A 26,061-nucleotide genomic window follows, 5' to 3' on the forward strand; every position below is an offset into this window, starting at 1 on the left:
CGCGCCCGGTGCGCGGCGGGCGCCGCAGCGGCCTTTCGGGGCACAATCGACCCCGTGACCGCTGACCAGACCTCCCGTGGACCCCTGCTGATCCTCGACGGCGCCAGCCTGTGGTTCCGCGCCTACTACGCGATCCCGGACAAGCTCAGGGCGGCCGACGGACGCTCGGTGAACGCACTGCGCGGCTTCACCGACATGGTGGCCTCGCTGATTACCAAGCACCGGCCGAGCAGACTGGTCGTCGGGCTCGACCTCGATTGGCGCCCGCCGTTCCGGGTGGCGCTGGTGCCGTCGTACAAGGCGCACCGACTCGACACCAGCTCCGGCGCCGCGCCGGGCGCCGAGGAGGTGCCCGACACGCTGACACCGCAGGTGGAGATGATCCTCGAGGTGCTCGCGGCCGCCGGGATCGCCACCGGCGGCGCCGAAGGGCTCGAGGCCGACGACGTGCTCGGCACGCTGGCCAGCCGGGAGCGCACGGACCCGGTGGTCGTCGTCAGCGGTGACCGCGATCTGCTGCAGCTGGTCCGCGACGAGCCCGCGCCGCCGGTCCGGGTCCTCTACGCGGGCCGCGGCCTGGCCAAGGCCGAACTGTTCGGCCCCGTCGAGGTGTCGGCGAAATACGGTGTGCCGGAACAGAACGCGGGCCCCGCCTACGCCGACATGGCGACCCTGCGCGGCGACGCCTCCGACGGTCTGCCCGGCGTGGCCGGCATCGGCGACAAGTCGGCCGCGCAGCTGATCTCGAAGTACGGTTCGCTCGACGCCCTCCTGGCGGCGGTCGACGATCCCGCCTCCGACCTGGCCAAGGGCGTGCGCGCGAAACTGGTTGCGGCCCAGGACTACCTGAAGGTCGCCGCACCGGTCGTGCAGGTGGTGCGCGATGCCGAGGTGATCATGTCCGGACCCGACCGGCTGCCCGCGACCCCGATCGACCCCGATCGGCTGCTCGCCCTGGCCACCACCTACAACGCCGAGAGCCCGATCACCCGGCTCGTCACCGCGCTGACGGCGGCCCACAGCTGATCCGCTCCGCCCGACGACGACGGGCCGCCCGCGTACGCGCGGACGGCCCGGAATCGGTGGTGCGGCAGCCTAGTTCGGGCGGCCGACCTCATAGGTGCCATCGTCCTTGGTGATCTTGACGGTGACCTTCTTCGCCTCGCCGCTGACCTTCAGGTCGCAGGTGAAGGTCGCGTCGACCTTCACCTCCTGGCCCGAGGGGCACGACACGTCGGAGACGTCGGCGATGCCGTAGGAATCCTTCAGCACGCGCGAGACGCCGTCCTGCACGGCGGCGGAGTCGAGTTCGTCGGAGGAGAACACGACCAGGAGCAGACCGACGACGGCGGCGAGCACCAGCACGCCCGCCGCGATCAGACCGATCACCAGGCCCTTGCCCTTACCACCGGACGACGGGGGCTGCTGGCCCCACTGCTGCTGGCCGGGCTGCTGCGGCTGCTGTCCCCACTGCTGCTGCGGCTGCTGACCCCACTGCTGCTGCCCGGCATTGGCGGCCTGCGCGTTCCAGTCCTGCGGCGGCGGCTGGGTCTGACCCCACTGCTGCTGCGGGCCGGTCGGCTGCTGCGGCTGCTGTCCCCACTGCGGCTGCTGGGCCGGCTGCTGCGGCTGCTGACCCCACTGCTGCTGCGGCTGCTGCGCGTTCGGGTCACCCCAGTGCTGGGTCGGCTGAGCCTGCTGCGGCTGCTGCCCTCCCCCCCAGTGCTGGGTCGGCTGAGCCTGCTGCGGCTGCTGCCCACCACCCCAGTGCTGGGTGGGATCGTTGCTTCCCTCCCCTGGGCCATTCGGTCCGTACGGGCCGCTCATCCACTCGCCTCCACTCGCATCGTTGTACATACGGTAGCCCCCCGCGCCAGGCCAGCCGCTTTCGCACGACTCCGCCATCACGGTCGGTACGCCAAGAAATCAAATCACAGACATATCCACTACGCGGCGTCCACCGCAACGACACCCCGCCGAACGGCACGCACCGCCTTAGCCGCGGTGGCCGCGATCTCCGGGTCGTCGGCGGTGTTGTGGATCTGGTCGAGCAGGTCGATGACCTGCCTGCACCAGCGCACGAAATCGCCCGCCGACAGCGGCGTGCCCTGATCGCCACTGGCCAGCAACGCCTCGGCCAATGCGTCGCCGCGGGCCCACTTGTACACGCCGGTGACGAAACCGAGGTCGGGTTCGCGGGTCGGTGGCAGCTTGTGCCGCGCCTCGTCGGAGCGCAGCTCGGTCCACACCTCGATGGTCGCGCCGACCGCCCGGCGGATCGGTTCGGTCGGGCCGGACGCGGTGAGGAACCCGCCTTCCTGGCGCGACTCGTAGACCAGCGTGGAGACCACGGCCGCGAGTTCGGCCGGACCGAGCCCGCGCCACAGCCCCTGGCGCAACACCTCGGCGACCACCAGGTCGCTCTCGGCGTAGATCCGGGCCAGCCGCCTGCCGTCGGAGGTCACCTCACCGTGCTCGACGAACCCGCGCTCCTCGAGCAGGCCGACGATCCGGTCGAAGGTGCGCGCCAGCGAATTCGTCGTCGCGGCAACCTTCTGGCGCATCGACTCGGTCTCGCGCGCGAGCCGGGCGTAGCGCTCGCCGGTGCGGCTGAGCTGTTCGCGATCGGGCCGGTTGTGCGCCGGGTGCGACCGCAGGCTGCGGCGCAGCGTGGACAGTTCGCGATCCTCACCGCCGCGCGTGTGGTCGTTGCGCCTGCGCCTGCCCGGCGCGGAGATCCCGGTGCTGCGCAGCGCCGAGGCCAGATCGCGGCGGATGCGCGCGGTCCGGTGATCGACCCGCCGTGGCAACCGCATGTGCCCGAGCGCTTCGGCGGGCACGGGGAAGTCCGCCGCCGAGACCCGGCCCGCCCAGTGGTCCTCGGTGAGCACCAGCGGACGCGGGTCGCCGGGGGTCTGGTCGGGTTCCAGGATCACCGCGAGCCCGGCGCGTCTGCCCGACGGAATCGCCACCACGTCACCGCGGCGCAATTCGATCAGGGCCTTGACCGCGGCGCCACGCCGATCGGCGCGGCCCTGCTGCTGGATCTCACGCTCGCGCTGCTTGATCCGCTCGCGCAGCGACATGTACTCCATGAACCCGCCGTCGACGCCGCCGAGCTGGCTCTCCAGCTTGCGCATCGCGCCCTGGTTGCGCTCGATACCGCGGACCAGCCCGACGACCGACCGGTCGGCCTGGAACTGGGCGAAGGACCGCTCGAGCAGCGCCCGCGCCTCCTGCGCGCCCATCCGGTCGATCAGATTGATCGACATGTTGTAGCCGGGCCGGAAGGAGCTGCGCAGCGGATAGGTGCGGGTCGAGGCCAGACCGGCGACCGCGCTGGTGTCGACCTCGGGCTGCCACAGCACCACGGCGTGGCCTTCGACGTCGATGCCGCGCCTGCCCGCGCGGCCGGTGAGCTGGGTGTACTCTCCCGGCGTCAGTTCGGCGTGCGATTCACCGTTGAACTTCACCAGGCGCTCGAGCACGACCGTCCGGGCGGGCATGTTGATGCCCAGCGCCAAGGTCTCGGTGGCGAACACGGCCCGCACCAGACCCTTGACGAACAGCTCCTCGACGGTGTGCCGGAACGCCGGCAGCATGCCGGCGTGGTGGGCGGCCAGCCCGCGGTGCAGCGCCTCACGCCACTCCCAGTAGCCGAGCACCTCCAGGTCGCCCTTGGGCAGGTCGCCGGTGTGCTTCTCGATGATCTCGTCGATCTGCGCGGCGTCGTCGGGCCTGCTCAGGTCGAGCCGGGCGCGCAGGCACTGGGCCAGCGCACCGTCGCAGCCCGCGCGGCTGAAGATGAAGGTGATCGCCGGCAACAGGCCTTCCTCGTCGAGCCGGGCCAGCACCTCCGGACGGGGCAGCGGGCGGAAGTTGCCGCGACCACCGCGCCCGCGCGGGCCGCCGTAGCCCTGCATCCGGTCGGCGGCCTCGCGCTGGCGGATGAACCGCACGAGGTCTTCGTCGACCAGCACCTTCTGGTCGCTGGACTTGGTGTCGAACAGGTCGAACATCCGCCGGCCGACCATCACGTGCTGCCACAGCGGCACCGGCCTGGTCTCGTCGACCACCACCGCGGTGTCGCCGCGCACGGTCTCCATCCACGCGCCGAACTCCTCGGCGTTGGACACCGTCGCCGACAGGCTCACCAGCCGCACGTCCGGCGACAGGTGCAGGATGACTTCCTCCCACACCGCGCCGCGGAACCGGTCGGCCAGGTAGTGCACCTCGTCCATCACGACATAGGACAGTCCGCGCAGCGAATCCGAGGACGCGTAGAGCATGTTGCGCAGCACCTCGGTGGTCATCACGACCACCGGTGCGTCGGGGTTGATCGACTGGTCGCCGGTGAGCAGGCCGACACTGTCGCGACCGTAGCGCGCGGTCAGGTCGGCGAACTTCTGGTTCGACAGCGCCTTGATCGGCGTGGTGTAGAAGCATTTGCCGCCCGAGGCCAGCGCCAAGTGGACCGCGAACTCACCGACGATCGTCTTGCCCGCGCCGGTCGGGGCGCAGACGAGCACGCTGTGCCCGTCCTCCAGCGCCGCGCAGGCGGTCCGCTGGAAAGGGTCGAGATCGAAAGAGATTTCGCTGGCGAACTGCGCCAACTCGTTGGCCCGCGCGGGAGAATCGGTCACCCGTCAGAGCGTATCGGAGTAGTCCGACACCGGGCGCGTGGTTTTCTCCGGGTCGGCGACCGGGTCCGCGGGCCGCACCGGGTCCGGCGTGTCCAGCGGGGAGGCCTCCTCGTCCGACAGCGCACCCCAGCCCTCGTTCGCCGCGCGGCGCGCCCGGCGGGCGTCGTTGAACCGGGCGAACTGCACCGCCAGTTCGAACAGCACCGTCAGCGCGATCGCCAGCGCCAGCATCGAGAACGGGTCCTGCGGGGTCACGATCGCGGCGAAGACGAACAGCCCGAAGATGATGCCGCGCCGCCACGCCTTGAGCTTCTCGTAGGGCAGCACGCCGACCAGGTTCAGCCCGATGATCACCAGCGGCGTCTCGAAGCTGACGCCGAAGATGATCAGCAACTGGATGATGAACCCGAAGTACTGGGTACCGCTGAGCGCGGTGATCTGGACGTTGTCACCGATGGTCAACAGGAACGACAACGCGTGCGAGACGACCACATAGGCCAGCACGGCGCCGGTCACGAACAGCACCGTGCCCGACACCACGAACCCGACGGCGTACCGGCGCTCCTTGGCGTAGAGACCGGGGGTGATGAACGCCCACAGCTGGTACAGCCAGAACGGCGCCGCCATCACGACACCGGCGGTGAAGCCGACCTTCAGGCGCAGCATGAACTGTTCGAAGGGAGCGGTGGCCAGCAGGCGGCAGGCACCGTCGGGGCTCAGGCTCGCCCGTGCCGACTCCGGCAGCGCACAGTACGGTCCGCGCAGGATCTCGCCCAGGCTCTCGATGCCGAAGAACGGATGCGCGTACCAGAAGAAGCCGACGAGCGTGGTGACCGCGATCGCGGCCAGCGCCAGCAACAGCCGGGTGCGCAGTTCCTGCAGGTGCTCGACCAACGACATGGTGCCGTCGGGATTCGTCCTGCGCTTGCTGCGCCGTGGATCGAACGGAATGCGCATGGTGGGTGGTGGCCTCTAACCCTCGGTCCGGCGGATGCTCGACAACAGCACTCAGCCCCGGAGCAGTTGACTCGCTCCGGGGGTGAATACCGAGGTCAGGCCGACTTCTGGCCCTGCTGCGGTTCGACGATCGGGGTCTGCGCCTGCGGGGCCGACGCGGGCAGCTGCTGCGGCGGCGCCGGGGTGGCGGACGGCTGCGTGGCCGGTGCGGCCGACTCCGACTGCATCTGCCCGACCTCGCTCTTGAAGATCCGCAGCGACCGGCCGAGACCGCGCGCCGCGTCCGGCAGCCGCTTCGCGCCGAAGAGCAGGACGAACAGCAACGCGATGATCAGCAGGTGCGTCCAGCTGAACGTGCCCATTATCAGATACCTCCAAAGACTGTGGTGATTACCGATGCTACCTGCACCCGGACGATGATGACCGGTCACCCGCAGCGGAGTTCGCCACGTGTTCAACCCCCGACGGCGGACGCCGCCCCGGTCAGCTCGGCGAACAACCGGCTTCCGGTGAACCGGCGGGTGTCCCCCGATTCGGCTTTCCGGATCAGCTCGGTGAGCCTGCGGTTGACCGGCGTCGGGTGCCCGACCATCTCGCCGAGGCGCACGATTTCGCCGCACAACCACGCGATTTCCGTCCGCCTGCCCAGGGCGAGGTCGTCGGCCATCGAGGAGCGGGCCAGCGGGTCGATGGCCAGTACCCGGCCGAACACGCGGCGGAAGACGACATCGGGGACGCGCAGCAGATGCACCATCAGTTCCGGCGGGATCGCCGTCAGCTGGGCGGGGCGAATTCGCGCAGTGTTCATCACCGCGAGGGCTTCGGCCTGGGCGAGCGCGAGGCAGCGCCGGTAGTCGCGCTCGGCCAGTTCCTCGCGCAGCGGCCGCCCGGACAGCGCGTTGATCGGGTTGTTGAGGTTGAGCAGCAGCTTGGCCCACTGCACCGGGCGCAGGTCGCGATAGCGGCGCAGCGGCAGGCCCGCGGCCCGGAACTGGCCGGCGAACCGGTCGACCACCGGGTCGTCCTGGATCGCCACGATGCCGTCGCTGCCCCGATGGAAGCGCCCGTTGCCGCGGTGCACCACGTTGAACGGGACCATGCCGGGCAGCACGACGCTGGTCGGCAGGACCTCCCGGATCAGGCTGTCGTTGCCGATACCGTTCTGCAGGCTCACCACCGGGGTGCCGGGGCGCAGCCGGCCCGCGACGGTCCGCACGACCGCGGCAGTGGCGGCGGATTTCACGGTGACCAGCACGAGGTCGGCCAGTTCCGGTTCGTCGGGTTCGAGGGCCAGCCCGAAGCGATCCGGCGGCACGACGATCGACCCACCGTCGAGGTCGGTGAGGTGCAGGCCGTGCTCGGCGATGTCGTCGAGGACACGCTGGCGGCCGACGAAGATCACTTCGAGGCCGGCCGCGGCCAGATGACCGCCGATGAAGACCCCGATGCTGCCCGCGCCGAGGACCAGTACTCGCTGGTTCACGCGGGCTCGGTCTCCCCTGGCAGTCCGGCGGCCGCGTAGGCGGCCAGGGCGGCGTCGGCGCGCTCACGCACCGCCGCGACCAGTTCCGGCGGACCGAGCACGCTGACGCCGGTGCCGAACCCCAGCAGCAGGCGCGCCATCCAGTCGGCGGAGGCGAAGCGCATGCCCGCCTCGATGCTGCCGTCGGGGCGGGACTCGATGCGGTGCATCGGGTACTGGTCGAGCACCCAGGCGTAGTCGGCGCGGATGCGCAACCGGGCCAGCGGCACGTCGGGGTCGTCCTGGAACAGGTCGAGGGCCGCCGCGTCGGCGGCGGCGTGGCTGGGCGGGCGGGCCGGTTCGTCGAGTTCGGTGGCGTCCTCGATCCGGTCGAACCGGAACAGGCGCACCCCCTCGGCCTGCCTGCACCACGCCTGCAGATAGCTGTTGTTGTCGACCAGCACCACCCGGATGGGGTCGACGATCCGTTCGGAGACCTCGTCGCGGCTGGCCGAGTAGTACACCAGCCGCAGGGCACGCGCGTCGGCGAGCGCGGCACGCACGGTGGCGACGACCGGCTGCTCGACCGGCACGGCGGCCGGCGTGCCGGAGACGACGGCGTCGGTGCTGGCGATGGCCGATTCGATCTTGGCGATCGCGGCGTGCGCGGCGGTCGGGTCGACCATGCCCGGCATCTCCACGATCGAGCGCAGTGCGACCAGCAGCGCGGTCGCCTCGGTGGAGGTCAGCCGCAACGGCCGGTCGATACCCGCGGAGAAGGTGACCTCGATGCTCTCCTCGGAGAACGACAGGTCGATCAGATCACCCGGCCCGTACCCGGGCAGTCCGCACATCCACAGCTGGTTGAGGTCGCTCATCAGCTGCTTGGTGGTCACGCCCAGCTCGGCGGCGGCCTCGGCGGCGCTGATGCCGGGGTGCGCGAGCAGGTACGGCACCATGTTCAACAGGCGCGAAAGGCGTAGGGACAGACGTGAACTCACGACGCCACCTCCGTGTGGTCGAGTACCGACCGTAGCCGGTTCATCACGTCGGCGCGCAGTTCCGGCGGATCCAGCACGAGGACATCAGGGCCGAGCCCGGTGATCAGCCGAGCCACCCAGTCGCGGGACCGGACCGGCACCTCGACGATCGAGCCGTCCCGGCCGCCGAGTTCCCTGGCGCCGAGCTCGGTGCCGATGCGGCGCAGTTCGCGACCGCGGCCCTTGGCGACCCAGACAGTGGCCGAGCCGGTGACGGGCGCGTCGCCGGTGACCCGGTCGACGATAGCGCGCAGGTCGGTGTCGGCGGGCTTGCGGACCGCGTTGAGCGGACCGTACGGCGTGACCTCGCCACCGATCCGGGACAGCCGGAAGGTGCGCACGGCGTCGCGCTCGCGGTCGTGCCCGACCAGATACCAGCGACCGTGCCGGGTGACCACGCCCCACGGCTCCACATCGCGGGTGACGAACGGATCGGTGACGGCGCTGTGGTGCCCGAACCGCACCGCCTGCCCGGCGTCGATCGCTGCGAGCAGCTCGCGCAGCACCGGCTCCGAGCCGCGGGTGCGGGCGGGTACGGCGGGCACCGACACCCCGACGTTCTCCGTCTCGACGGTGACGCCGGCCGCGCGCAGCTTCAGCAGCGCGCCCTCGGCGGCGCTCGCCAGCTCGGGCGAGGCCCACATCTGCACGGCGACGGCGACCGCGGCCGCCTCCTCGCTGGACAGATCGATGTCGGGCAGCTCGTAGGCGTCGCGGTTGATCCGGTAGCCCTCGAGCGTCGAGAACCGCCCCACCGGGCCGACTTCCAGCGGAATGCCCAGGTCGCGCAGCTCGTTCTTGTCGCGCTCGAACATCCGGCTGAACGCCTCGTCGGTCGCGGAGTCCTCGTAACCGGCCACGCTGGCGCGAATCCGCTCCGCGCTCAGGAACTGCCGGGTCGACAGCAGCGCGATGACCAGATTCATCAGCCGCTCGACCTTGGATATCGCCACCCGATAGAGGGTAATGGTCGGCTGACCGTCGCGGCGCGTCGGCGCACGGTTGCCGGCCGTCCGGGCGGGGAGAATGGTTCGGATACCCGCAGCGAAAGGACCACCATGCTTGTTGCGTTCTCCGTGGCGCCCAGTGGCGCCGCCCACGCCGACGGGTCGGTCGGCGCCGCCGTGGCGGCGGCCGTGCGCGTGGTGCGCGCCTCGGGGCTACCGCACCGGACCGACGCCATGTTCACCACGATCGAAGGCGACTGGGACGAGGTGATGGCCGTGGTGAAGTCGGCCTGTGACGCGATCCTCGCGGTCGCGCCGCGCTGCAGCCTCGTGCTCAAGGCCGACCTGCGGCCCGGTGTCACCGACGCGCTCACCACCAAGGTCGAGACGATCGAGCGCTATCTGGCCGAGGGCGACGGCTACTAGTCCGCCGCCCCGGGCGGTTCAGCCGAGATAGCGGGCGATGGCGTCGGCGACGCAGGCGGGTCGCTCGGCGCCCGCCAGTTCGACGGTGACGCGCCGGTGTACCTGCACGCCGCCGGGGACCTCGGTGATCTCGGTGAGCGCCACGCGTCCGCGGATGCGGCCGCCCACCGGCACCGGGGTGAGGAACCGGACCCGGTCGAGGCCGTAGTTGATCGCCGCGCTCGCGGCGCTGACGGTCATCACCTGCTGGGTGATCGGCACGATCAGCGACAGGGTGAGGAAACCGTGCGCGATGGTCGTGCCGTACGGGCCCACGGCGGCCCGCACGGGATCGACGTGGATCCACTGGTGATCACCGGTGGCTTCGGCGAACCGGTCGATCCGGTCCTGGTCGATCGTGATCCAGTCACTGGGTCCGAGTTCGGCGCCCGCCGCCGCGCGCAGGGTGTCGAAATCGGCGAAATCCGTAATCATGCCGCTCCTCCGAAACGTCGGCGCAGTGCGCGCTCGAGCACCTTGTGGGTAGGCCCGAGCGGCAGCTCGGTGACGAATTCCACGCGGCGCGGGTACTTGTACCGGGCTACCTGTTGCTTGCCGAACTCGATCACGTCCTCGGCGGTCAGCTCGCCGTCGGCCACGACGACGGCCACGATCTCCTCACCGTAATGGGTGTCGGGCACCGCGACCTGCGCGATGCGCGGATGCCGGACCAGCGCGGCCTCGACTGGCTTCGGCGAGGGAGCGCGCACACCCTCGGTGTCGCGCGGTGAGCGACCGGATCGGCCGGAGTTCGAGGGCGGTCGGCCCGCACCGGGCAGCGGGCTCGGTGCGGCCGACGTCGGTCAGCGATGGAGGTGGACCGCGAGGCCCTGCCCGACACCCACGCACAGGGTGACCACCGCGTGGCGCGCATCGCGATCGGCCAGCTCGAGTGCGGCGGTGAGCGCAAGGCGCGCACCGCTGGCACCGAGCGGGTGACCGAGCGCGATGGCGCCGCCGTTCGGGTTCACGTGTTCGGCGTCGTCGGGCAGTCCGAGTCCGCGCAGTACGGCCAGAGCTTGGGCGGCGAAAGCCTCGTTGAGTTCGACGACATCGATGTCGGCGATCCCGAGACCTGTTCGCGCGAGCAGCTTCTCGACCGCGGGCACCGGGCCGACACCCATGACCCGTGGTGGCACCCCCGCTGCGGTCACCGCGCCGACCTCGGCGAGTGGCGTCAGACCGTAGCGGCGCACGGCGGCCTCGGAGGCGATCAGCAGCGCGGCGGCACCGTCGTTGATCCCGGAGGAGTTGCCCGCGGTGATCGAGCCGTCGGGCACGACCGCACGCACACCGCCGAGTGCCTCGATCGTGGTCGCGCGCGGATGCTCGTCCCGGTCGACGACGACCGGTTCGCCGCGCCGCCGCGGGACCGGCACCGGGGTGATCTCGCGGGCCAGCCTGCCGCGCGCGATCGCCGCCGCCGCCCGCTGTTGCGAGCGCACCGCGAACGCGTCCTGATCGGGACGGGCGATGCCGTGGTCGTCGGCGACGTGCTGGGCGGTCTCGGGCATCGAGTCGATGCCGTACTCCGCCCGCATCCGTGGATTCACCAGCCGCCAGCCGAGCGTGGTGTCGGCCAGCTGTGCCGAACGGTCCCACGGCGCACCGGTTTTCGGCAGCACGTACGGTGCCCGGCTCATCGACTCGACACCGCCGGCGATCACCAGATCGGCGTCACCGGCCTTGATCGCCCTGGCCGCGTAACCGATCGCGTCCAGTCCGGACGCGCACAGACGGTTGACCGTCACGCCGGGCACGTCCACCGGCAGCCCGGCCAAGAGTGCCGCCATCCGGGCGACATTGCGATTGTCCTCGCCTGCCTGGTTCGCGCAACCCAGCACCACGTCGTCGACCCGCGCCCAGTCCACGGCCGGAAGTCGTCGCGTGAGCGCGGAGATCACGTGCGCGGCCAGATCGTCGGGGCGCACCTCGGCCAGTGCGCCACCGTAGCGGCCGAACGGCGTGCGGACGCCGTCGACCAGATACGCGCGGCCCGTCACAGGCCCATGTCCTTGGCGATGATCATCTTCATCACCTCGCTGGTGCCGCCGTAGATCCGGTTCACCCGGTTGTCGGCGTACAGGCGGGCGACGGGATATTCGGTGATGTAGCCGTACCCGCCGTGCAGCTGCAGGCAGCGGTCGATCACCCGCGAGGCGACCTCGGTGCAGAACAGCTTCGCCGAGGCGGCGTCGGCCGGGCCGAGTTCGCCCCGGTCGAGGGCGTCGAGCGCGCGGTCGACCACGGCCTCGGCGGCGTCCACCTCGGCCCGGCAGGCGGCCAGCTCGAACTTGGTGTTCTGGAAGTGCGCCACCGGCTGACCGAAAACGGTCCGGCCCCTGGTGTATTCGAGGGCGAACCGGATCGCCGACTTGGCCTGCGCGTAGGCGCCGACCGCGATGGACAGGCGTTCCTGCGGCAGGTTCTGCCCGAGGTAGGCGAAGCCCTGGTGCGCCTCGCCGAGCAGGTCGGCCACCGGCACCCGCACATCGGTGAAGGACAGTTCGGCGGTGTCGGACACCTTCAGCCCGAGCTTGTCGAGCTTGCGGCCGACCGCGTAACCGGGCGAGGCGGTGTCGACGACGAACAGCGAGATCCCGTGGCGGCGATCGGTCTCCGACGGCGGGGCCGTCCGCGCGCACACGATCACCCGGTCGGCGTGCACGCCACCGGTGATGAAGGTCTTCGCCCCGTTGAGCACGTAGTGGGTGCCGTCCTCGGACAGCTGCGCGGTCGTGCGCATCCCGGCCAGGTCGGACCCGGTGCCGGGCTCGGTCATCGCGATAGCGAACATGATCTCGCCCGACACGAACCCCGGCAGCCACCGCCGCTTCTGCTCGTCGGTCGCGAGGTTCTTCAGGTAGGGCAGACACAGGCCGACGTGCACCCCCGAGCCGCCGAAAGACACACCGGCCCTGGCGGTTTCCTCCATGAGGATCGCCTGGAACTTGAACGAGTCGATCCCCGCGCCGCCGTACTCCTCGGGCACCTCGATCCCGAAGACGCCGAGATCGGCCAGCGACCGGTAGAACTCGCGCGGCACGATGCCCGCCTCGTACCACTGGTCGTAGACCGGCACGACCTGCGACTCGATGAACGCGCGCGCGGTCTTGCGGAACGCCTCGTGCTCATCGGTGAAAACTGTGCGCTGCATGATGATCTCCCGAAACCTACAGCCGGCGTCCGCCGTCGACGTACAGGGTCTGGCCGGTGACGAACCCGGCCTCGTCGGAGGCGAGAAACGCGACGACATTGGCGATATCGTCCGGCGTGCCGACCCGCCGCAGTGGCGTGATCTCGGCGGTCCTGGCCTGTAGTTCCTCGGCGCTCACGCCGATCCGGGCGGCGGTGGCCGCGGTCATCTCGGTGGCGATGAAGCCGGGCGCGACCGCGTTGACCCGGATGCCGAACGGTCCGAGTTCCATGGCCAGCGTGCGGGTCAGCCCCTGGATGCCCGCCTTGGCCGCGGCGTAGTTGGCCTGCCCCCGATTGCCCAGGGCCGACACACTCGAGGTGTTGACGATCGCGCCGCCACCGCGCTCGACCATGTGCTTCTGGGCGGCCTTGCTGCACAGGAACGCCCCGCGCAGGTGCACCCCCATGACGGTGTCCCAGTCGTCCACCGACATCTTGAACAGCAGGTTGTCGCGCAGCACGCCCGCGTTGTTCACCAGCACGTCGAGCGAGCCGAGGTCGGCGACGGTGCGCGCCACGGCGGCGGCCACCGAATCCTCGTCGGCGACATCGCAGCCGAGCCCGATCGCGGTGCCGCCCGCGGCATTGATCTTTCCCGCGGTCAGCGCGGCCGCGTCGACGTCGAGATCGGCGACAGCGACGGCGCATCCGGCGGCCGCCAGCCGGGCGGCGGTGGCCGCGCCGATGCCACGGCCCGCCCCGGTAACGAAGGCAGTTCTGTGGGTCATGGTTGGTACTCCTCTGTCAGACAATGGCGTTCACGCCGGTGAGGGCGCGGCCGATGAGCAGTTTCTGGATCTGGGTGGTGCCCTCGTAGAGGGTCAGCACGCGTGCGTCGCGCAGATACTTGGCGACCGGGTACTCGTCGATGTAGCCGTAGCCGCCGAACACCTGGATCGCGTTGTTGGCCGCCTTCACCGCGGCCTCGGAGGCGAACAGCTTCGCCATCGAGGCGGCGGTACCGAACGGCTCGCCCCGGTCGACGAGATCGGCGGCGCGCCAGGCCAGCAGCCGCGCGGCCTCGGTCTCCACGGCGATATCGGCGAGCAGTTCCTGCACCAGCTGGTACCCCGCGATCGGCTTGCCGAACTGTTCGCGTTCGCCCGCGTAGCGCACGGCGGCCTCGAGGCAGGCGCGCGCCAGGCCGACGCAGCCCGCGGCCACGCCCATCCGGCCCTTGTCCAGCGCCGCCATCGCGATCCGGAAGCCCTGGCCCTCCTCGCCGAGACGCAGCGCGTCGGGCACCCGGACCTGGTCCAGCACCAGCTCGGCGGTGGCCTGACCACGCAGGCCGAGCTTGCCCTTGATCTCGGTCCGGCCGAAGCCGGGGGCGTCGGTCGGGACGAGGAACGCGGTCACCCCCTTCGGACCCGGTCCCCCGGTCCGCGCGAACACCAGCGCGACATCGGCCCAGGTGCCGTTGGTGATGAAGACCTTGGTGCCGTCGATGAGCCAGTCCGACCCGTCCCGGGTGGCGCGCGTGATCAGGTTCGCCGCGTCGGACCCGGTGCCAGGCTCGGTCAGCGCGAAGCAGCCGAGCTGCTCGCCCGCGCACAGCGGCGGCAGGAAGCGGCGCTTCTGCTCCTCGGTCCCGTAGGCGGCGATCGACTTGCCGACCAGCCCCAGCGAGACCGACACGATGCCGCGCACCGCGCTGTCGCCCCGGCCGAGTTCCTCCAGCAGCACGCAGTAGGCCAGGGCGTCACCGCCGGAACCGCCGTACTCCTCGTCGATCCCGATGCCGAGGAATCCCAGCGCGCCGAGTGTGCCGACGATGGCCGGGTCGACCGATTCCTCCCGATCCCAGTGCGCGGCGTGCGGCACGACTTCCTTGTCCACCCATGCGCGGGCGAGCTCGCGCAGGTCGCTGTGCGCTTGCGTGAGTGCGAGATCCATCGGACCACTCCTGAACCAAACGGTGTTAGGTTTACTCGGGCACCGTATCCTAACGCCGTTCGGTTAATCAAGGGCCGCACCGGTCATCGGTGATAGCGTTCGAAGCCCCATCGGACCCGAGCAGACGAGGAGTGGCGCATGGCGAGGCCGCGCGTACCGCTGCTGAGCCGCGAACGCATTCGCGACACCGCGCTGGCCATGATCGACCGGGATGGCCTCGCCGAGGTCTCCATGCGCAAGCTGGCCGCCGAACTCGGCGTGCAGGCCGCCTCGCTGTACGGCCACTACCCCAACAAGGACGACCTGTTCGACGACATCGCGGCGGGCATCATGAGCCACGTCGACACCTCGGGCTTCGACAGCCTGACCTGGTACGACGGACTGTCCGCCTGGGCCCGCAGCTATCGGACGGCGCTGGTCGCGCACCCGAATTTCGTGCCCTACCTCGCCGCGGGCCCCGGCCGCCGCGCGGAGAACCTGCGCGCGGCCGATGCCGTGCACGGCTGCCTGGTCGGCGCGGGCTGGCCGCCGCGCTACGCGACCATGATCGGCGCGGCCACCCGCTACCTGGTGATGGGCTCGACGGTGGGTTCGTTCGCGGGCGGATTCGCCGACGACGTGCAGGTCTACCGGGACCGCTACCCACATCTGAACCAGGCGCACCTGCTGCGCGCGGTCGCCGACGAGATCGACGACGACAGCTTCGAACTGGCCCTGACCTCGTTCGTCGCCGGACTGCGTGGCACCTACGCGAGCGTCGTCGGCGCCGACTGAGCCCGGACGCGACGACGGGACCGGTGGCGTCTACGCAATCGCTCCCTTGCGCCACCGGTCCCGTCGCCGGGCCCCCCGTCCCGGGGGTTCGCCTACATCGAGGCGATCAGCCGATCGACGCGCTCGTCGACCGACCGGAACGGATCCTTGCACAACACGGTGCGCTGCGCTTGATCGTTCAACTTCAAATGCACCCAATCGACCGTGAAATCGCGGCCGGCCTCCTGCGCGGCGGTGATGAAATCACCGCGCAGCTTGGCGCGCGTGGTCTGCGGCGGGGTCTCCACCGCGGCGTCGACGGCCTCGTCCTCGGTGATCCGCTTGGCCAGACCCTTGCGCTGCAGCAGGTCGAAGACGCCGCGACCCCGCTTGATGTCGTGGTAGGCCAGATCGAGCTGGGCGATCTTCGGGTCCGACATCTCCATGCTGTAGCGATCCTGGTAGCGCTGGAACAACTTGCGCTTGATCACCCAGTCGATCTCGGTATCGACCTTGGCGAAGTCCTGCGCCTCGACGGCGTCGAGGGTGCGGCCCCACAGGTCCACCACCGCGTCGACCTGCGGATCGCGGTCGCGGTTGCGTAGGTGCTCGACCGCGCGGGCGTAGTACTCGCGCTGGATCTCGAGCGCGCTGGCCTGCCTGCCACCGGCCAGCCGCACCGGGCGGCGGCCGGTCAGGTCGTGGCTGACCTCGCGGATCGCCCGGATCGGGTTGTCGAGGGCGAAGTCGCGGAAGGAGACGCCCGCCTCGATCATCTCCAGCACCAGCGACGCGGTGCCCACCTTGAGCATCGTCGTCGGCTCGGCCATGTTGGAGTCGCCCACGATCACGTGCAGGCGCCGGTACTTCTCGGCGTCGGCGTGCGGCTCATCGCGGGTGTTGATGATCGGGCGCGAGCGGGTGGTCGCCGAGGAGACGCCCTCCCAGATGTGCTCGGCGCGCTGCGAGAGGCAGAACGTGGCCGCCTTGGGCGTCTGCAGCACCTTGCCGGCACCGCAGATGAGCTGGCGGGTGACCAGGAACGGCAGCAACACATCGGAGATCCGGGAGAACTCGCCGGCGCGGACCACGAGGAAGTTCTCATGGCAGCCGTAGGAGTTGCCCGCGGAGTCGGTGTTGTTCTTGAACAGGTAGATGTCGCCGCCGATGCCTTCCTCGGCGAGACGCTGTTCGGCATCGATGAGCAGGTCCTCCAGCACCCGCTCACCGGCCCGGTCGTGGGTGACCAGCTGCACCAGGCTGTCGCATTCTGCGGTGGCGTACTCGGGATGCGATCCGACGTCGAGGTACAACCTGGCACCGTTTCGAAGGAAGACATTAGAGCTACGGCCCCAGGACACCACCCGGCGGAACAGGTACCGGGCCACCTCGTCGGGGGACAGCCGACGGTGACCGTGGAAGGTGCATGTCACACCGAACTCGGTCTCGATCCCCATGATTCGTCGCTGCACACTATCGACACTACAGCCATGACCAGGGCCCGCGCGGCGCTCCGGACATCCCATTCGCATACGTGTTCACAACGATTCGGACAGCGAACGACCCCGGCGAGCACGACGGGAACGGGCCCGTGGACCGGATCGGTCCGCGGGCCCGTTCATGATCGTGACGGCGGGGTCTACTCCCCCGCGCCGTCCTCGGGCTCGGGCAGCTTCGCCTCTTTCACGGCTTTCGCCTTCGGCGTACCGAGCGCCTTCTCCAGGGCGGGACCCTGCAGCCGGCGGAACGCCCGGCGCGGCCGGGACTGCTCGAGCGTGGCCACCTCGAGGGAGGCCTCACCGAGCGCGCGTTTGTCCTTGTCGGCCTCGGGCTGACCCGCCTGCAGTGCCCCGATGGCCACCTTCAGCGCGTCGTCCAGGGACAGACCCGGCTTGTAGGCGGCCTTGACGGCGGTCAGGATGGGCTCGGTGGTGCCGCCCATGACGACGTACTCGCGTTCGTCGACGATCGACCCGTCGAAGGTGATCCGGTACAGCACCGAGGTCGGCGACTGTTCCGGATACCCGACCTCGGCGACACACAGCTCCACCTCGTAGGGCTTGAGCTGATCGGTGAAGATCGAGCCCAGGCTCTGCGCGTAGAGGTTGGCCAGACCACGGCCGGTGACATCGCGCCGGTCGTACTGATAGCCCTTGAGGTCGGCCTGCAGGATGCCGCCGCGGCGCAGGGCCTCGAACTCGTTGTACTTGCCGACCGCGGCGAAACCGATGCGGTCGTAGAGTTCGCTGACCTTGTGCAGCGTCGCCGAGGGGTTCTCGGCGACGAACAGCACGCCCTTGTCGTACACCAGCACCACCACGCTGCGACCGCGACCGATGCCCTTGCGGGCGAGCTCGGTCTTGTCGCGCATGATCTGCTCGGCCGAGGCGTAATACGGCAGCGTCATCGGACGGCGCCCCCTTCTTCCGCGGCTTCCCGGTCGGCGATCACACCGCGAGCGATCTCGGCCAGGCGGTCCTCGGCCACCTCGGCCGCGCCCTCGACGTCGATCACCACCGCTGTCGGGTAGATCCCGCGCAGCATGTCCGGACCACCGGTGGCGGTGTCGTCGTCGGCGGCGTCGAACAGCGACTCCACCGCGACCCGCAACGCCCGGTCCTGATCGATGCCGCGCTGGTAGAGCTTCTTCAGCGAGGACTTCGCGAACATCGAACCGGAGCCGACGGCGGTGTAGCCGAACCGCTCCTCGCTGCGCCCGCCGACCACGTCGTAGGACACGATGCGACCCGAGCGGTCCTGATCGGTGATCTGGTCGTCGAACCCGACCAGGATCGGCACGACAGCCAGCCCCTGCATGGCGGCGGGCAGGTTGTCGCGGACCATCTTCGACAGCTTGTTGGCCTTACCGTCGAAGGTCAGCGGTACGCCTTCGATCTTCTCGTAGTACTCGAGCTCCACCGCGAACAACCGGATCATCTCGATCGCGATGCCCGCGGTGCCCGCGATACCGGCCGCCGAGAAGGTGTCGGTGATGTACACCTTCTCGGTGTCCCGGCTGGCCAGCAGGTTGCCCATGGTGGCCCTGCGGTCGCCCGCGATGAGCACGCCACCCCGGTAGGTGACCGCGACGATGGTGGTGCCGTGTGGCGCCAGATCCTTGGCCGCGGTCAGATCCGAGGCACCGAACCTGTTGCCGGGCAACAGGTCCGGTGCGTGCATACGGAGATGTTCGGTGAACGAGGAGAGAGCCTGCCCCGCGTGGAGGCGCAACGGGTCACCTGAGGTCACTGGCCGCCCTTCTGCACATACGCCCGCACGAAGTCCTCGGCGTTCTCTTCGAGCACGTCATCGATCTCGTCGAGCAGGTCGTCGGTTTCCTCCGCGAGCTTCTCGCGGCGCTCCTGACCCGCCGCGTCCACACCCTCGGGACCCTCGTCCTCGTCGCCACCCCCGGCGCGCTTGGTCTGCTCTTGTGCCATGGCAGCCGACCTCCTCTTTCCTCATCATGACCGCGACCTTTCGGATGAGCACGGTCGGCGATCATGAGCGATGTTCGTGCTCGTCCCACAACCCTACCGAGCCGATCCGACAAGGTGGTCTATTAGCGATCGGATTGTCGCCCTGTCGTGCCGGAAAACGCCTCAGTGCGTGAGCTGATCGACGAGTTCGGCAGCGGTCTGGGCGGCGTCGAGCAGCTTCCCGACGTGCGCTTTCGTGCCGCGCCGCGGCTCCAGGGTCGGGATCCGCACCAGCGAATCGCCACCCAGGTCGAAGATCACCGAATCCCAACTGGCGGCGGCGATATCGGCGCCGAACCGGCGCAGGCACTCACCGCGGAAGTACGCGCGGGTGTCGGTCGGCGGCTTGGTCATCGCGTCGAGCACCTGCTGCTCGCTGACGAGACGCTTCATCGAACCGCGCGCCACCAGCCGGTTGTAGAGGCCCTTGTCCAGGCGCACATCGGAGTACTGCAGGTCCATCAGGTGCAGCTTGGGCGCGGCCCAGCCCAGGCCCTCACGGCTGCGCATGCCCTCGAGCAGGCGCAGCTTGGCCGGCCAGTCGAGCAGGTTCGCGCATTCCATCGGGTCGCGTTCGAGCAGGTCGAGCACCATCGCCCAGTTGTCGATGATGTCGAGCACCCGGGGATCGTCGTTGCCCTCGCGGTGCACGAACTTGGCGACCCGCTCGTGGTAGAGCCGTTGCAGCGCAAGGCCGGTCAGCTCGCGGCCGTCGGCCAGCGCCACGGTGGCGCGCAGCGTCGGGTCGTGGCTGATCTGGTGCACGGCGGTGACCGGGCGGGCCAGCTGGAACTCCGAGAGGTCCTCGCCTGCCTCGATCAGGTCGAGCACCAGCGCGGTGGTGCCGACCTTGAGGTAGGTCGACATCTCGGCCAGGTTGGCGTCGCCGATGATCACGTGCAGGCGCCGGTACTTGTCGGCGTCGGCGTGCGGCTCGTCGCGGGTGTTGATGATGCCGCGCTTGAGCGTGGTCTCCAGGCCGACCTCGACCTCGATGTAGTCGGCGCGCTGGGACAGCTGGAAGCCCGCGTGGTCCCCGGACTGGCCGATGCCGACCCGGCCGGAACCACAGATCACCTGGCGCGAAACGAAGAACGGCGTCAGCCCCGCGATGATGTGGCTGAACGGGGTGTCGCGGTTCATCAGGTAGTTCTCGTGGGTGCCGTAGGAGGCGCCCTTACCGTCGACATTGTTCTTGTACAGCTGCAGGCGCGGGGCGCCGGGCACGCTGGAGGCGTGCCGGGCGGCGGCCTCCATCACCCGCTCGCCCGCCTTGTCCCAGATGACCGCGTCGAGCGGGTCGACCACCTCGGGCGCCGAGTACTCCGGATGGGCGTGGTCGACGTAGAGCCGGGCGCCGTTGGTGAGGATCATGTTCGCCGCGCCGACCTCGTCGGCGTCGATGACGGGCGCGGGGCCACTCATCCGGCTCAGGTCGAAACCACGCGCGTCACGCAGCGGGGATTCCACCTCGTAGTCCCAGCGCGTCCGCTTGGCCCGCGGTACGCCCTCGGCGGCGGCGTAGGCGAGAACGGCCTGGGTGGAGGTGAGGATCGGGTTGGCCGTCGGCTCCGTGGGGGTCGAGATGCCGTACTCGACCTCGATTCCGATGATGCGCTGCATGCTGTCGAGCCTAGGCGACGCGTCCGACCCGCACCGGCATCTCCGCCCAGCGGCCTCCGGTGGCCCCAGCTCACCCGGGTGCGCGCAGGCTTCTGGTCCCCTCCGTCGCCGCCGCCCCGACCGAGCGCGGACACGTCGAACTGCTGGTCGGTGGCCTCGTCGCCTACCCCGACGACCACATCGAGCTGCCGGAGGCCGTCACCCTCGTGGAAGAGGTTCTGACGCAGCGCGACTGACAGTGCCCACCCCGGGTCCCCCGCTCGGATGACCCGGGGTGGTCCTCGCGGGCGATCCGGCGGCCGGATCCGGCCGAGATACTCGATTCCATGAGCGAATCCGTGCAACAGCTCACCCCCGGGGTGACCGACCGGCCGACCCGGCTGCTCGCGCTCGATGTCCTGCGTGGCATCGCGATCCTGGGCACTCTCGGCACCAATATCTGGATCTTCACCGACCCGGCCGGGCTCACCGGCTACATCGGCAGTCTCGGCGCCGCGGCGACGGACGGCTGGATGTGGACCGAACGGGTCTTGCAGCAGCTGGCCCAGGGCAAGTTCCTCGGCCTGCTGACAGTCATGTTCGGGATCGGCCTGGCCATCCAGCAGGATTCGGCCCGGCGCGGCGGGCGGCGCTGGCCGGGCCGCTATCCCGTGCGGGCCGGGCTGCTGTTCCTGGACGGTCTGGTGAACTTCCTGTTCGTCGCCGAGTTCGACGTCCTGATGGGCTACGCGGTCACCGGACTCGTCGTCGCCTACCTGCTGGCGACGAGTGAGCGGGCCCAACGCCGCTGGCTGATCGTCGCGGCGTCGGTCCACGTGACGATGCTGACAGCGATCGCGGCCGCCCTGGCCTTCGCGCCCGCCGCGGAACCGTCGGCCACCGAGTCGCTGGATCCGAATCCGTACGCGGACGGCTCCTTCTGGGATCTGGTGCTGTTCCGGCTCGAACACGCCGGGACCTTCCGGGTGGAGGCGATCTTCGTCTTCCCGATGTCGGTGGCGCTGTTCCTGCTCGGCGCACGGCTCTATCGCGCCGGGGTGTTCCAGCCCGCCGGGGCGCGGATTCGCCGGTGGCTGCTGGTGATCGGCTTCGGCGTCGCGGCGCCGCTGGACTTCGCGGTCGGCGTCTTCGGTGGCGGCGACCTGGTGCTGCTCACCCGCTACGGGACCGCGCCGTTCGTGGCACTGGGCATCCTCGCCGCGGTCGCGGAGTTCTATCTGCGCAGGTCGCGGGTCGGCTATGCGGGCGCCCGGCTCGGTGAGGTCGGCCGGGCCGCGCTCAGCTGCTACATCCTGCAGAACCTGATCGCCGGATTCCTCTGCTACGGCTGGGGTTTCGGGCTGGCCGCGCAGGTCCCGGCGTCGGCGCGGGTGCCGTTCACGATCGGGATCTATCTACTGGTGGTCGTCGTGATCACGGCGTTCGCCCACCTCTGGTTGCGCCGCTTCGAGCGCGGCCCGGTCGAATGGCTGTGGCACCGCACGTATCAGCTGCTCACGCCTGCGGGGTGAGTCAGCGCAGCCGCTCCGCCGGCGGCGGGGCGGCATCGGGGGCGACCAGCAGGTCGGCCACCAGCGAATCCCGTTGCAGCGGAACACCGAGACTGCGGGCATTGCCCTCGAACAGCGACAGCACCGATTCGGTCAGGATGCCCTGCACCTGTTCGGTCGACAGCACCGGTTCCCGGTCGGCGCGCCAGCTGGCCACCACGCCGTCGACGAGGCCGACCATGCCGAAGGCCATCGGCCTGGCGCGGGCGGGGTCGATCCCGAAGCGGGCCAGGGTGGCGGCGAACATGTCGGCCAGCTGCCCACCCACCTCGCGCCCGGCGCCGGCCAGGGTGGCGGTGCCGCTGCCGTCGGGCGCGGCGTCACCGAGGAAGCGGTGCAGGTTGGGGTGGCGTTCGATCCAGCCGAGGTAGGTGCCGATGGCGCCGCGCACCGCGTCCTTGAGCGTCCCGTCCGGCTGCAGCGCGGGCAGCAGCTCCGCGAGCAGCAGCTCCAGGATGCGCTGGCGGGCGAGCGCGTCGAGTTCGGCGCGGCCACCGACGTGCCGGTACACCACCGGCCGGGGCAGACCGAGATGCTCGGCGATGAGCTGCACCGAGATCTCGAGCCCGTGTTCGTCGATCACCTCGATCGCGGCATCGATCATCTCCGCGCGGCGGCGGGCCTTGTGGCCGTGCCAACGAGTGGCGCGCCCGTCACCGACGGGCTGCGCGTCCTGGGCGGAGGGTGCAGTCACAATCCCAACGATACCCGGACCAGCGATGACCGTGACACAGCGTTCCACCAACCACTCGCGGCCGGTCGGTAGGCTCGGCGGCATGCGGTCCCGGGCAGTGCTCTTGTCGTACGCGGTTCTCGCGTGCGTGCTGCCCGCCTTCGTCCTGCTGACGACGCCGGGCGGCGACACCGCCCGCATGCTCGCCTGCGGCGCGGTCGCCGCGGCCATGGTGTGCGCGCTGGTCGCGATCACCACGCACCGGCAGCTGCCGGTCCGGGTCGCCACCGCCGGTCCGCCGCGCTCGGCCCAACGACGCCTGCGCGGTTCCTTTCTGCGACAGAGCAATCCGGACGCCGCGGGTCGTCCGCGCCCGCGAGCACCGGGTATCGATCACCACTGACGGGTAGCGCCGCGCGCCACCGGTCGGCTGCCGTGATCCCACTCCCCTCTCGTGCGCCCGCGCGCACGCTGTCCGGACAGGTCGTTCCGTCATGCTCGATTTCGTGTATTTTCCGGTGTCCGCCATGCTCTGGTGCTGGCACCGGCTCCTCGCCGTTCCCCTCGGTCCCGCCGACGGCCTCGCCTGGCTGCTGGCCGTGGTCGCCCTAGTCGTCACCGTCCGCGCCCTGCTGATCGTCCCGGCGCTGCGGCAGGCCCGATCCCAGGCCGTGCTCCGATCCCTGCAACCGCAGCTCGACAAGTTCCGCGCCCAGCACCCCGGCGACCAGCGCGGACAGGCGGAGAAGATCCGGGCGCTGCACCGTGACCACGGTGTCGGTCTGTTCGGTGGGTTCGTCCCGATGATCGCCCAGGCTCTGGTGTTCCTCGGCCTGTTCCACGTCCTGCGCTCGTTCGACCGGACCGGCGCCTACGCGGTCGGCCCGTTCGCCTCGACCGACTCCCCGCTCTCGCCCGCGGTCAACAGCGCGACCCCGAACTATCTGTTCGGCGTGCCCGAGGTGAACGCCTTCCTCGAGGCCGGGCTCTTCGGCGCTCCACTGTCGGCGACCCTGACCGGGGCGGGTGAGCTGTTCGGCTCGGTCGCCGCGCTCGCGATCCCGCTGGTGCTGATCACCGCGCTCGCCACCCACCTCACCGCCCGGCTGACCCCACCCGCCCAGGACGGCACGGCCGCGATCCTGCGCCGGTTGTCGCTGTGGGTGTTCCCGGCGGGCGCGCTGGTGAGCGGTGCGATCCTGCCCGTCGCGGTGCTCACCTATTTCGCCACGAACGCGGCGTGGACCTGCGGCCAGCAGTATCTGATCCGCCGCAAGCTCGATGCCGAGGCCGCCGCCGCGGCGGAGCTGTCGGCCGCGCGTGCCCGGGCGGCTGCACCGCGACCGGGGGTGAAACCGAAACGGCAGCGCCGCTGAGACGCGTTACCCTCGGGCCGTGTCTGTGCATCCGGAGTCGGAACTGCTCGCCGTGTACGACGCCGCCGGTGCGGTGATCGGCGCGGCCGAGCGGGGCACCGTCTATCGCGAGGGACTCTGGCACGCCAGCGCGGGCGTGCTGGTGCGCTCCGGCGACGGCCGCCGGATCTACGTCCATCGGCGCACCGACAGCAAACTCGTCTTCGCCGGCCTGCACGACTGCCTGGCCGGCGGGGTCGTCGACGCGGGCGAGGATCCGGCCGACACCGCACGGCGCGAACTGCACGAGGAACTCGGCATCGCACCGGCCGCGAGCACGCCACTCACCTTGCGCGCCACCGCATCCTGGGACGGCAGCTGGGCGGGCAGACCGCTGCGCTGCCATCTGTTCGGCTACGAGGTCCGCTCCGACGGTCCGATCCGCCACCAGCCGTCCGAGATCGCGGACGGCTGGTGGTGGACCGACGCCGAACTCCGTGCGCACCTGGCCGATCCGGCGTGGCCCTTCGTCCCCGACACCCGGGTCATCCTCGGCGACCTGCTGGCTCAGTAGACGATCACCTGCCAAGTCTGCATGCTGAACGGCAGGTCACAGGCGGTTTCGGAGTGGAAGCCACCGAACGCGGGCTGCCCGTACCGCTCATAGCTGCTGAACCAGCTCCACCAGGCCCAGCAGGTGACCCGCACCTGGTGCCAGACCGGGTCCCCGCACTGGGAGAAGGCGCCGGTGCCGGCGATGGGGTTCACCGAACAGTGCCCCGGCGGTTGCGCCTGGACGGGTCCGGCGAGCAGGGTCGAGGCACCGATGAGACCGGCGGCCGTGGCTCCCACAGCGATCTTGCGAAGCGATTTCATGACAACCTCCCACCGCGTGGAGTTCCCGCTGTCGAACCCGCCGGCGATCCACGTTCGGTTCGATATCCGCCTCGGGACACCGTGTCCCGATGATGTGAGCTACATCATGGGATTCGCCTCCGCCGTTACGGTCGTGCCCGAATAGTTACCCGCGGGCTATCGGCGGTTCAGTCGAGCGAACGCAGCGATTCCTCGTCGCGGGCCACCACCGCGCCGCCGTCGGCGGTGAGCACGATGGGTCGCTGGATCAGCTTGGGGTGCTCGGCGAGCGCGGCCAGCCACCGGTCGACATCGGCGTCGGTACGCCCCCAGTCCGCCATGCCGAGATCCTTGGCGACCTGCTCGCCGGTGCGGGTGATGTCCCACGGCTGCGCGCCGAGCCGGGCCAGCACCGCGCGCAGTTCCGCGACCGTCGGCGGATCGTCGAGGTAGCGCCGCACGGTGTACTCGACTCCGGCGGCGTCCAGGTGCGCGGTGGCGTTGCGACTCTTCGTGCAGCGGGGGTTGTGCCAGATCTCGGTCATGCCCGCAGCGTAGTAGGCGGGCAGCGGCGCGAACTGCGGACGCGGGCGCACCGGCCGATACTGGAGGGATGAGCGACACCGCGCCCTCCGAAAACCCGTACGGCACACCGACGACCACCGGTCCCGAACCGATCCGGCCCTCGCAGGGCCGGGTCAACGCGATCGTCCGCAGCCTGCTGAAGGTGCCGGTACTGTCCGGCATCGTCGGCAAGCGGCTGGCGACCCTGCATGTCACCGGCCGCAAGTCCGGCACGGTCTACGACGTCCCGGTCGCCTACACCGTCCACGACGGCAGACTGCTGATCGGCACCGCCCTGCGCCCGTGGGTCAAGAACCTGCGGGGCGGCGCGCAGGTGCGGCTCTCCCGCGGCCGGGGCACCGAGTCCTTCATCGCCACCGTGCATTCCGACGAGCAAGGCGTGCTGGACCTGTACACGGTCATCGCCCGCGACAACAAGCAGAACGCCAAGTTCAACGGCATCGGCTTCACCGCCGACGGCGAGCCCGCCAAGGCCGACATCTACCAGACCTGGCAGCAGGGTGGCGTGGTCGTCGAACTCACCCCGCGCTGACATCGCGCACGTCGACGGCCCAGCGGAACCGCTCCGCCGGGCCGTCGA

Annotated in this window: 30 protein-coding genes; 9 read left to right on the top strand and 21 right to left on the bottom strand. The window is 70.3% G+C overall.

Features of this window, described 5'->3' with window-relative positions; translation table 11 throughout:
• Positions 1–54 precede the first annotated feature (54 nt).
• Complete coding sequence (locus NV348_RS00900; protein WP_447145215.1) at positions 55–1,026, top strand: 5'-3' exonuclease; 972 nt, start codon at positions 55–57, stop codon at positions 1,024–1,026.
• A 69-nt stretch (positions 1,027–1,095) separates the two neighbouring features.
• Here the strand turns inward: NV348_RS00900 and NV348_RS00905 are convergent, their stop codons facing one another.
• The 7 genes from NV348_RS00905 to NV348_RS00935 all read right to left on the bottom strand — a co-directional run bounded on the left by NV348_RS00905 (position 1,096) and on the right by NV348_RS00935 (position 9,055).
• Positions 1,096–1,827 carry a DUF4333 domain-containing protein gene (locus NV348_RS00905; RefSeq protein WP_447145216.1) on the bottom strand — a complete coding sequence of 244 codons (732 nt, stop codon included), beginning with the start codon at positions 1,825–1,827 and terminating at the stop codon, positions 1,096–1,098.
• 119 nt (positions 1,828–1,946) lie between these two features.
• A complete protein-coding gene (locus tag NV348_RS00910; protein WP_447145217.1) occupies positions 1,947–4,643 on the bottom strand; it encodes a DEAD/DEAH box helicase in 2,697 nt (898 codons plus the stop codon).
• Positions 4,644–4,646: 3 nt separating this feature from the next.
• The gene (gene tatC, locus NV348_RS00915) at positions 4,647–5,600 is read right to left on the bottom strand and encodes a twin-arginine translocase subunit TatC (RefSeq protein ID WP_447145218.1); all 954 of its coding nucleotides are present in this window, start codon (positions 5,598–5,600) and stop codon (positions 4,647–4,649) included.
• Positions 5,601–5,695: 95 nt separating this feature from the next.
• Entirely contained in the window at positions 5,696–5,962 is a 267-nt protein-coding gene (gene tatA / locus NV348_RS00920) for a Sec-independent protein translocase subunit TatA (RefSeq protein ID WP_447145219.1), read from the bottom strand.
• 92 nt (positions 5,963–6,054) lie between these two features.
• Positions 6,055–7,083, bottom strand: coding sequence for a 2-dehydropantoate 2-reductase (locus tag NV348_RS00925; protein ID WP_447145220.1), 1,029 nt, complete (start codon positions 7,081–7,083; stop codon positions 6,055–6,057).
• Positions 7,080–8,063, bottom strand: a complete 984-nt coding sequence (locus NV348_RS00930; RefSeq protein WP_447145221.1) for a helix-turn-helix transcriptional regulator — start codon at positions 8,061–8,063, stop codon at positions 7,080–7,082. Before NV348_RS00930 ends, NV348_RS00925 begins: the two co-directional genes overlap by 4 nt.
• Positions 8,060–9,055 carry a helix-turn-helix transcriptional regulator gene (locus tag NV348_RS00935; RefSeq protein ID WP_447145222.1) on the bottom strand — a complete coding sequence of 332 codons (996 nt, stop codon included), beginning with the start codon at positions 9,053–9,055 and terminating at the stop codon, positions 8,060–8,062. Before NV348_RS00935 ends, NV348_RS00930 begins: the two co-directional genes overlap by 4 nt.
• A 105-nt stretch (positions 9,056–9,160) precedes the next feature.
• Between NV348_RS00935 and NV348_RS00940 the strand changes: the two genes are divergently transcribed.
• The gene (locus tag NV348_RS00940; RefSeq protein WP_218718308.1) at positions 9,161–9,475 is read left to right on the top strand and encodes a thiamine-binding protein; all 315 of its coding nucleotides are present in this window, start codon (positions 9,161–9,163) and stop codon (positions 9,473–9,475) included.
• An 18-nt stretch (positions 9,476–9,493) separates the two neighbouring features.
• Here the strand turns inward: NV348_RS00940 and NV348_RS00945 are convergent, their stop codons facing one another.
• The 6 genes from NV348_RS00945 to NV348_RS00970 all read right to left on the bottom strand — a co-directional run bounded on the left by NV348_RS00945 (position 9,494) and on the right by NV348_RS00970 (position 14,608).
• Positions 9,494–9,949, bottom strand: coding sequence for a MaoC family dehydratase (locus tag NV348_RS00945; protein ID WP_447145223.1), 456 nt, complete (start codon positions 9,947–9,949; stop codon positions 9,494–9,496).
• Positions 9,946–10,224 (bottom strand): AMP-binding enzyme, encoded by a 279-nt coding sequence (locus NV348_RS00950; RefSeq protein ID WP_447145224.1) that lies wholly within the window; start codon positions 10,222–10,224, stop codon positions 9,946–9,948. Before NV348_RS00950 ends, NV348_RS00945 begins: the two co-directional genes overlap by 4 nt.
• A 93-nt stretch (positions 10,225–10,317) precedes the next feature.
• Positions 10,318–11,517, bottom strand: coding sequence for a 3-oxoadipyl-CoA thiolase (gene pcaF / locus NV348_RS00955; protein ID WP_447145225.1), 1,200 nt, complete (start codon positions 11,515–11,517; stop codon positions 10,318–10,320).
• On the bottom strand, positions 11,514–12,671 hold the full coding sequence (locus tag NV348_RS00960) for an acyl-CoA dehydrogenase family protein (RefSeq protein ID WP_447145226.1): 1,158 nt from the start codon (positions 12,669–12,671) through the stop codon (positions 11,514–11,516). The genes pcaF and NV348_RS00960 overlap by 4 nt, the downstream gene beginning before the upstream one ends.
• 16 nt (positions 12,672–12,687) lie before the next feature.
• Positions 12,688–13,440 carry a 3-oxoacyl-ACP reductase FabG gene (gene fabG, locus NV348_RS00965; protein WP_447145227.1) on the bottom strand — a complete coding sequence of 251 codons (753 nt, stop codon included), beginning with the start codon at positions 13,438–13,440 and terminating at the stop codon, positions 12,688–12,690.
• Between the two features lie 16 nt (positions 13,441–13,456).
• Positions 13,457–14,608, bottom strand: a complete 1,152-nt coding sequence (locus NV348_RS00970) for an acyl-CoA dehydrogenase family protein (RefSeq protein ID WP_447145228.1) — start codon at positions 14,606–14,608, stop codon at positions 13,457–13,459.
• Between the two features lie 138 nt (positions 14,609–14,746).
• Between NV348_RS00970 and NV348_RS00975 the strand changes: the two genes are divergently transcribed.
• Positions 14,747–15,382: a TetR/AcrR family transcriptional regulator gene (locus tag NV348_RS00975; RefSeq protein ID WP_447145229.1), complete on the top strand. Its 636-nt coding sequence runs from the start codon at positions 14,747–14,749 to the stop codon at positions 15,380–15,382.
• Between the two features lie 92 nt (positions 15,383–15,474).
• Here the strand turns inward: NV348_RS00975 and pafA are convergent, their stop codons facing one another.
• The 5 genes from pafA to dop all read right to left on the bottom strand — a co-directional run bounded on the left by pafA (position 15,475) and on the right by dop (position 20,463).
• Complete coding sequence (gene pafA / locus NV348_RS00980; protein WP_447145230.1) at positions 15,475–16,833, bottom strand: Pup--protein ligase; 1,359 nt, start codon at positions 16,831–16,833, stop codon at positions 15,475–15,477.
• 167 nt (positions 16,834–17,000) lie between these two features.
• Complete coding sequence (gene prcA, locus NV348_RS00985; RefSeq protein WP_447145231.1) at positions 17,001–17,768, bottom strand: proteasome subunit alpha; 768 nt, start codon at positions 17,766–17,768, stop codon at positions 17,001–17,003.
• Complete coding sequence (gene prcB / locus NV348_RS00990) at positions 17,765–18,541, bottom strand: proteasome subunit beta (protein ID WP_447145232.1); 777 nt, start codon at positions 18,539–18,541, stop codon at positions 17,765–17,767. Before prcB ends, prcA begins: the two co-directional genes overlap by 4 nt.
• Positions 18,542–18,606: 65 nt before the next feature.
• Complete coding sequence (locus NV348_RS00995; protein WP_019047503.1) at positions 18,607–18,801, bottom strand: ubiquitin-like protein Pup; 195 nt, start codon at positions 18,799–18,801, stop codon at positions 18,607–18,609.
• A 162-nt stretch (positions 18,802–18,963) separates the two neighbouring features.
• Complete coding sequence (dop, locus tag NV348_RS01000) at positions 18,964–20,463, bottom strand: depupylase/deamidase Dop (protein ID WP_218718318.1); 1,500 nt, start codon at positions 20,461–20,463, stop codon at positions 18,964–18,966.
• Between the two features lie 59 nt (positions 20,464–20,522).
• On the opposite strand from dop, the gene NV348_RS01005 reads away from it, so the two are divergent.
• Both NV348_RS01005 and NV348_RS01010 read left to right on the top strand, forming a co-directional pair.
• Positions 20,523–20,699, top strand: coding sequence for a hypothetical protein (locus NV348_RS01005; RefSeq protein WP_447145233.1), 177 nt, complete (start codon positions 20,523–20,525; stop codon positions 20,697–20,699).
• Positions 20,700–20,789: 90 nt separating this feature from the next.
• Positions 20,790–21,974, top strand: a complete 1,185-nt coding sequence (locus NV348_RS01010; RefSeq protein WP_447145234.1) for a DUF418 domain-containing protein — start codon at positions 20,790–20,792, stop codon at positions 21,972–21,974.
• Between the two features lies 1 nt (position 21,975).
• Here the strand turns inward: NV348_RS01010 and NV348_RS01015 are convergent, their stop codons facing one another.
• Complete coding sequence (locus NV348_RS01015) at positions 21,976–22,707, bottom strand: TetR/AcrR family transcriptional regulator (RefSeq protein ID WP_447145235.1); 732 nt, start codon at positions 22,705–22,707, stop codon at positions 21,976–21,978.
• 82 nt (positions 22,708–22,789) lie between these two features.
• On the opposite strand from NV348_RS01015, the gene NV348_RS01020 reads away from it, so the two are divergent.
• The 3 genes from NV348_RS01020 (at position 22,790) to NV348_RS01030 (ending at position 24,615) form a co-directional block, all read left to right on the top strand.
• The gene (locus NV348_RS01020) at positions 22,790–23,089 is read left to right on the top strand and encodes a DUF6412 domain-containing protein (RefSeq protein WP_447145236.1); all 300 of its coding nucleotides are present in this window, start codon (positions 22,790–22,792) and stop codon (positions 23,087–23,089) included.
• A gap of 103 nt (positions 23,090–23,192) precedes the next feature.
• On the top strand, positions 23,193–24,062 hold the full coding sequence (yidC, locus tag NV348_RS01025) for a membrane protein insertase YidC (RefSeq protein ID WP_447145237.1): 870 nt from the start codon (positions 23,193–23,195) through the stop codon (positions 24,060–24,062).
• Positions 24,063–24,081: 19 nt separating this feature from the next.
• Positions 24,082–24,615 (top strand): NUDIX hydrolase, encoded by a 534-nt coding sequence (locus tag NV348_RS01030; RefSeq protein ID WP_447145238.1) that lies wholly within the window; start codon positions 24,082–24,084, stop codon positions 24,613–24,615.
• On the opposite strand, the gene NV348_RS01035 is transcribed toward NV348_RS01030, so the two are convergent.
• Together NV348_RS01035 and NV348_RS01040 are read right to left on the bottom strand one after the other, a co-directional pair.
• Positions 24,609–24,917 carry a hypothetical protein gene (locus tag NV348_RS01035; protein ID WP_355275517.1) on the bottom strand — a complete coding sequence of 103 codons (309 nt, stop codon included), beginning with the start codon at positions 24,915–24,917 and terminating at the stop codon, positions 24,609–24,611. The genes NV348_RS01030 and NV348_RS01035 overlap by 7 nt on opposite strands.
• A 167-nt stretch (positions 24,918–25,084) precedes the next feature.
• Positions 25,085–25,441, bottom strand: a complete 357-nt coding sequence (locus NV348_RS01040; protein ID WP_447150897.1) for an arsenate reductase family protein — start codon at positions 25,439–25,441, stop codon at positions 25,085–25,087.
• Between the two features lie 68 nt (positions 25,442–25,509).
• Here NV348_RS01040 and NV348_RS01045 point away from each other — a divergent pair, with 68 nt between their 5' ends.
• Entirely contained in the window at positions 25,510–26,013 is a 504-nt protein-coding gene (locus NV348_RS01045; RefSeq protein WP_447145239.1) for a nitroreductase/quinone reductase family protein, read from the top strand.
• The last annotated feature ends 48 nt before the right edge of the window (positions 26,014–26,061 follow it).

It is taken from the genome of Nocardia fodinahabitans (assembly GCF_052983615.1).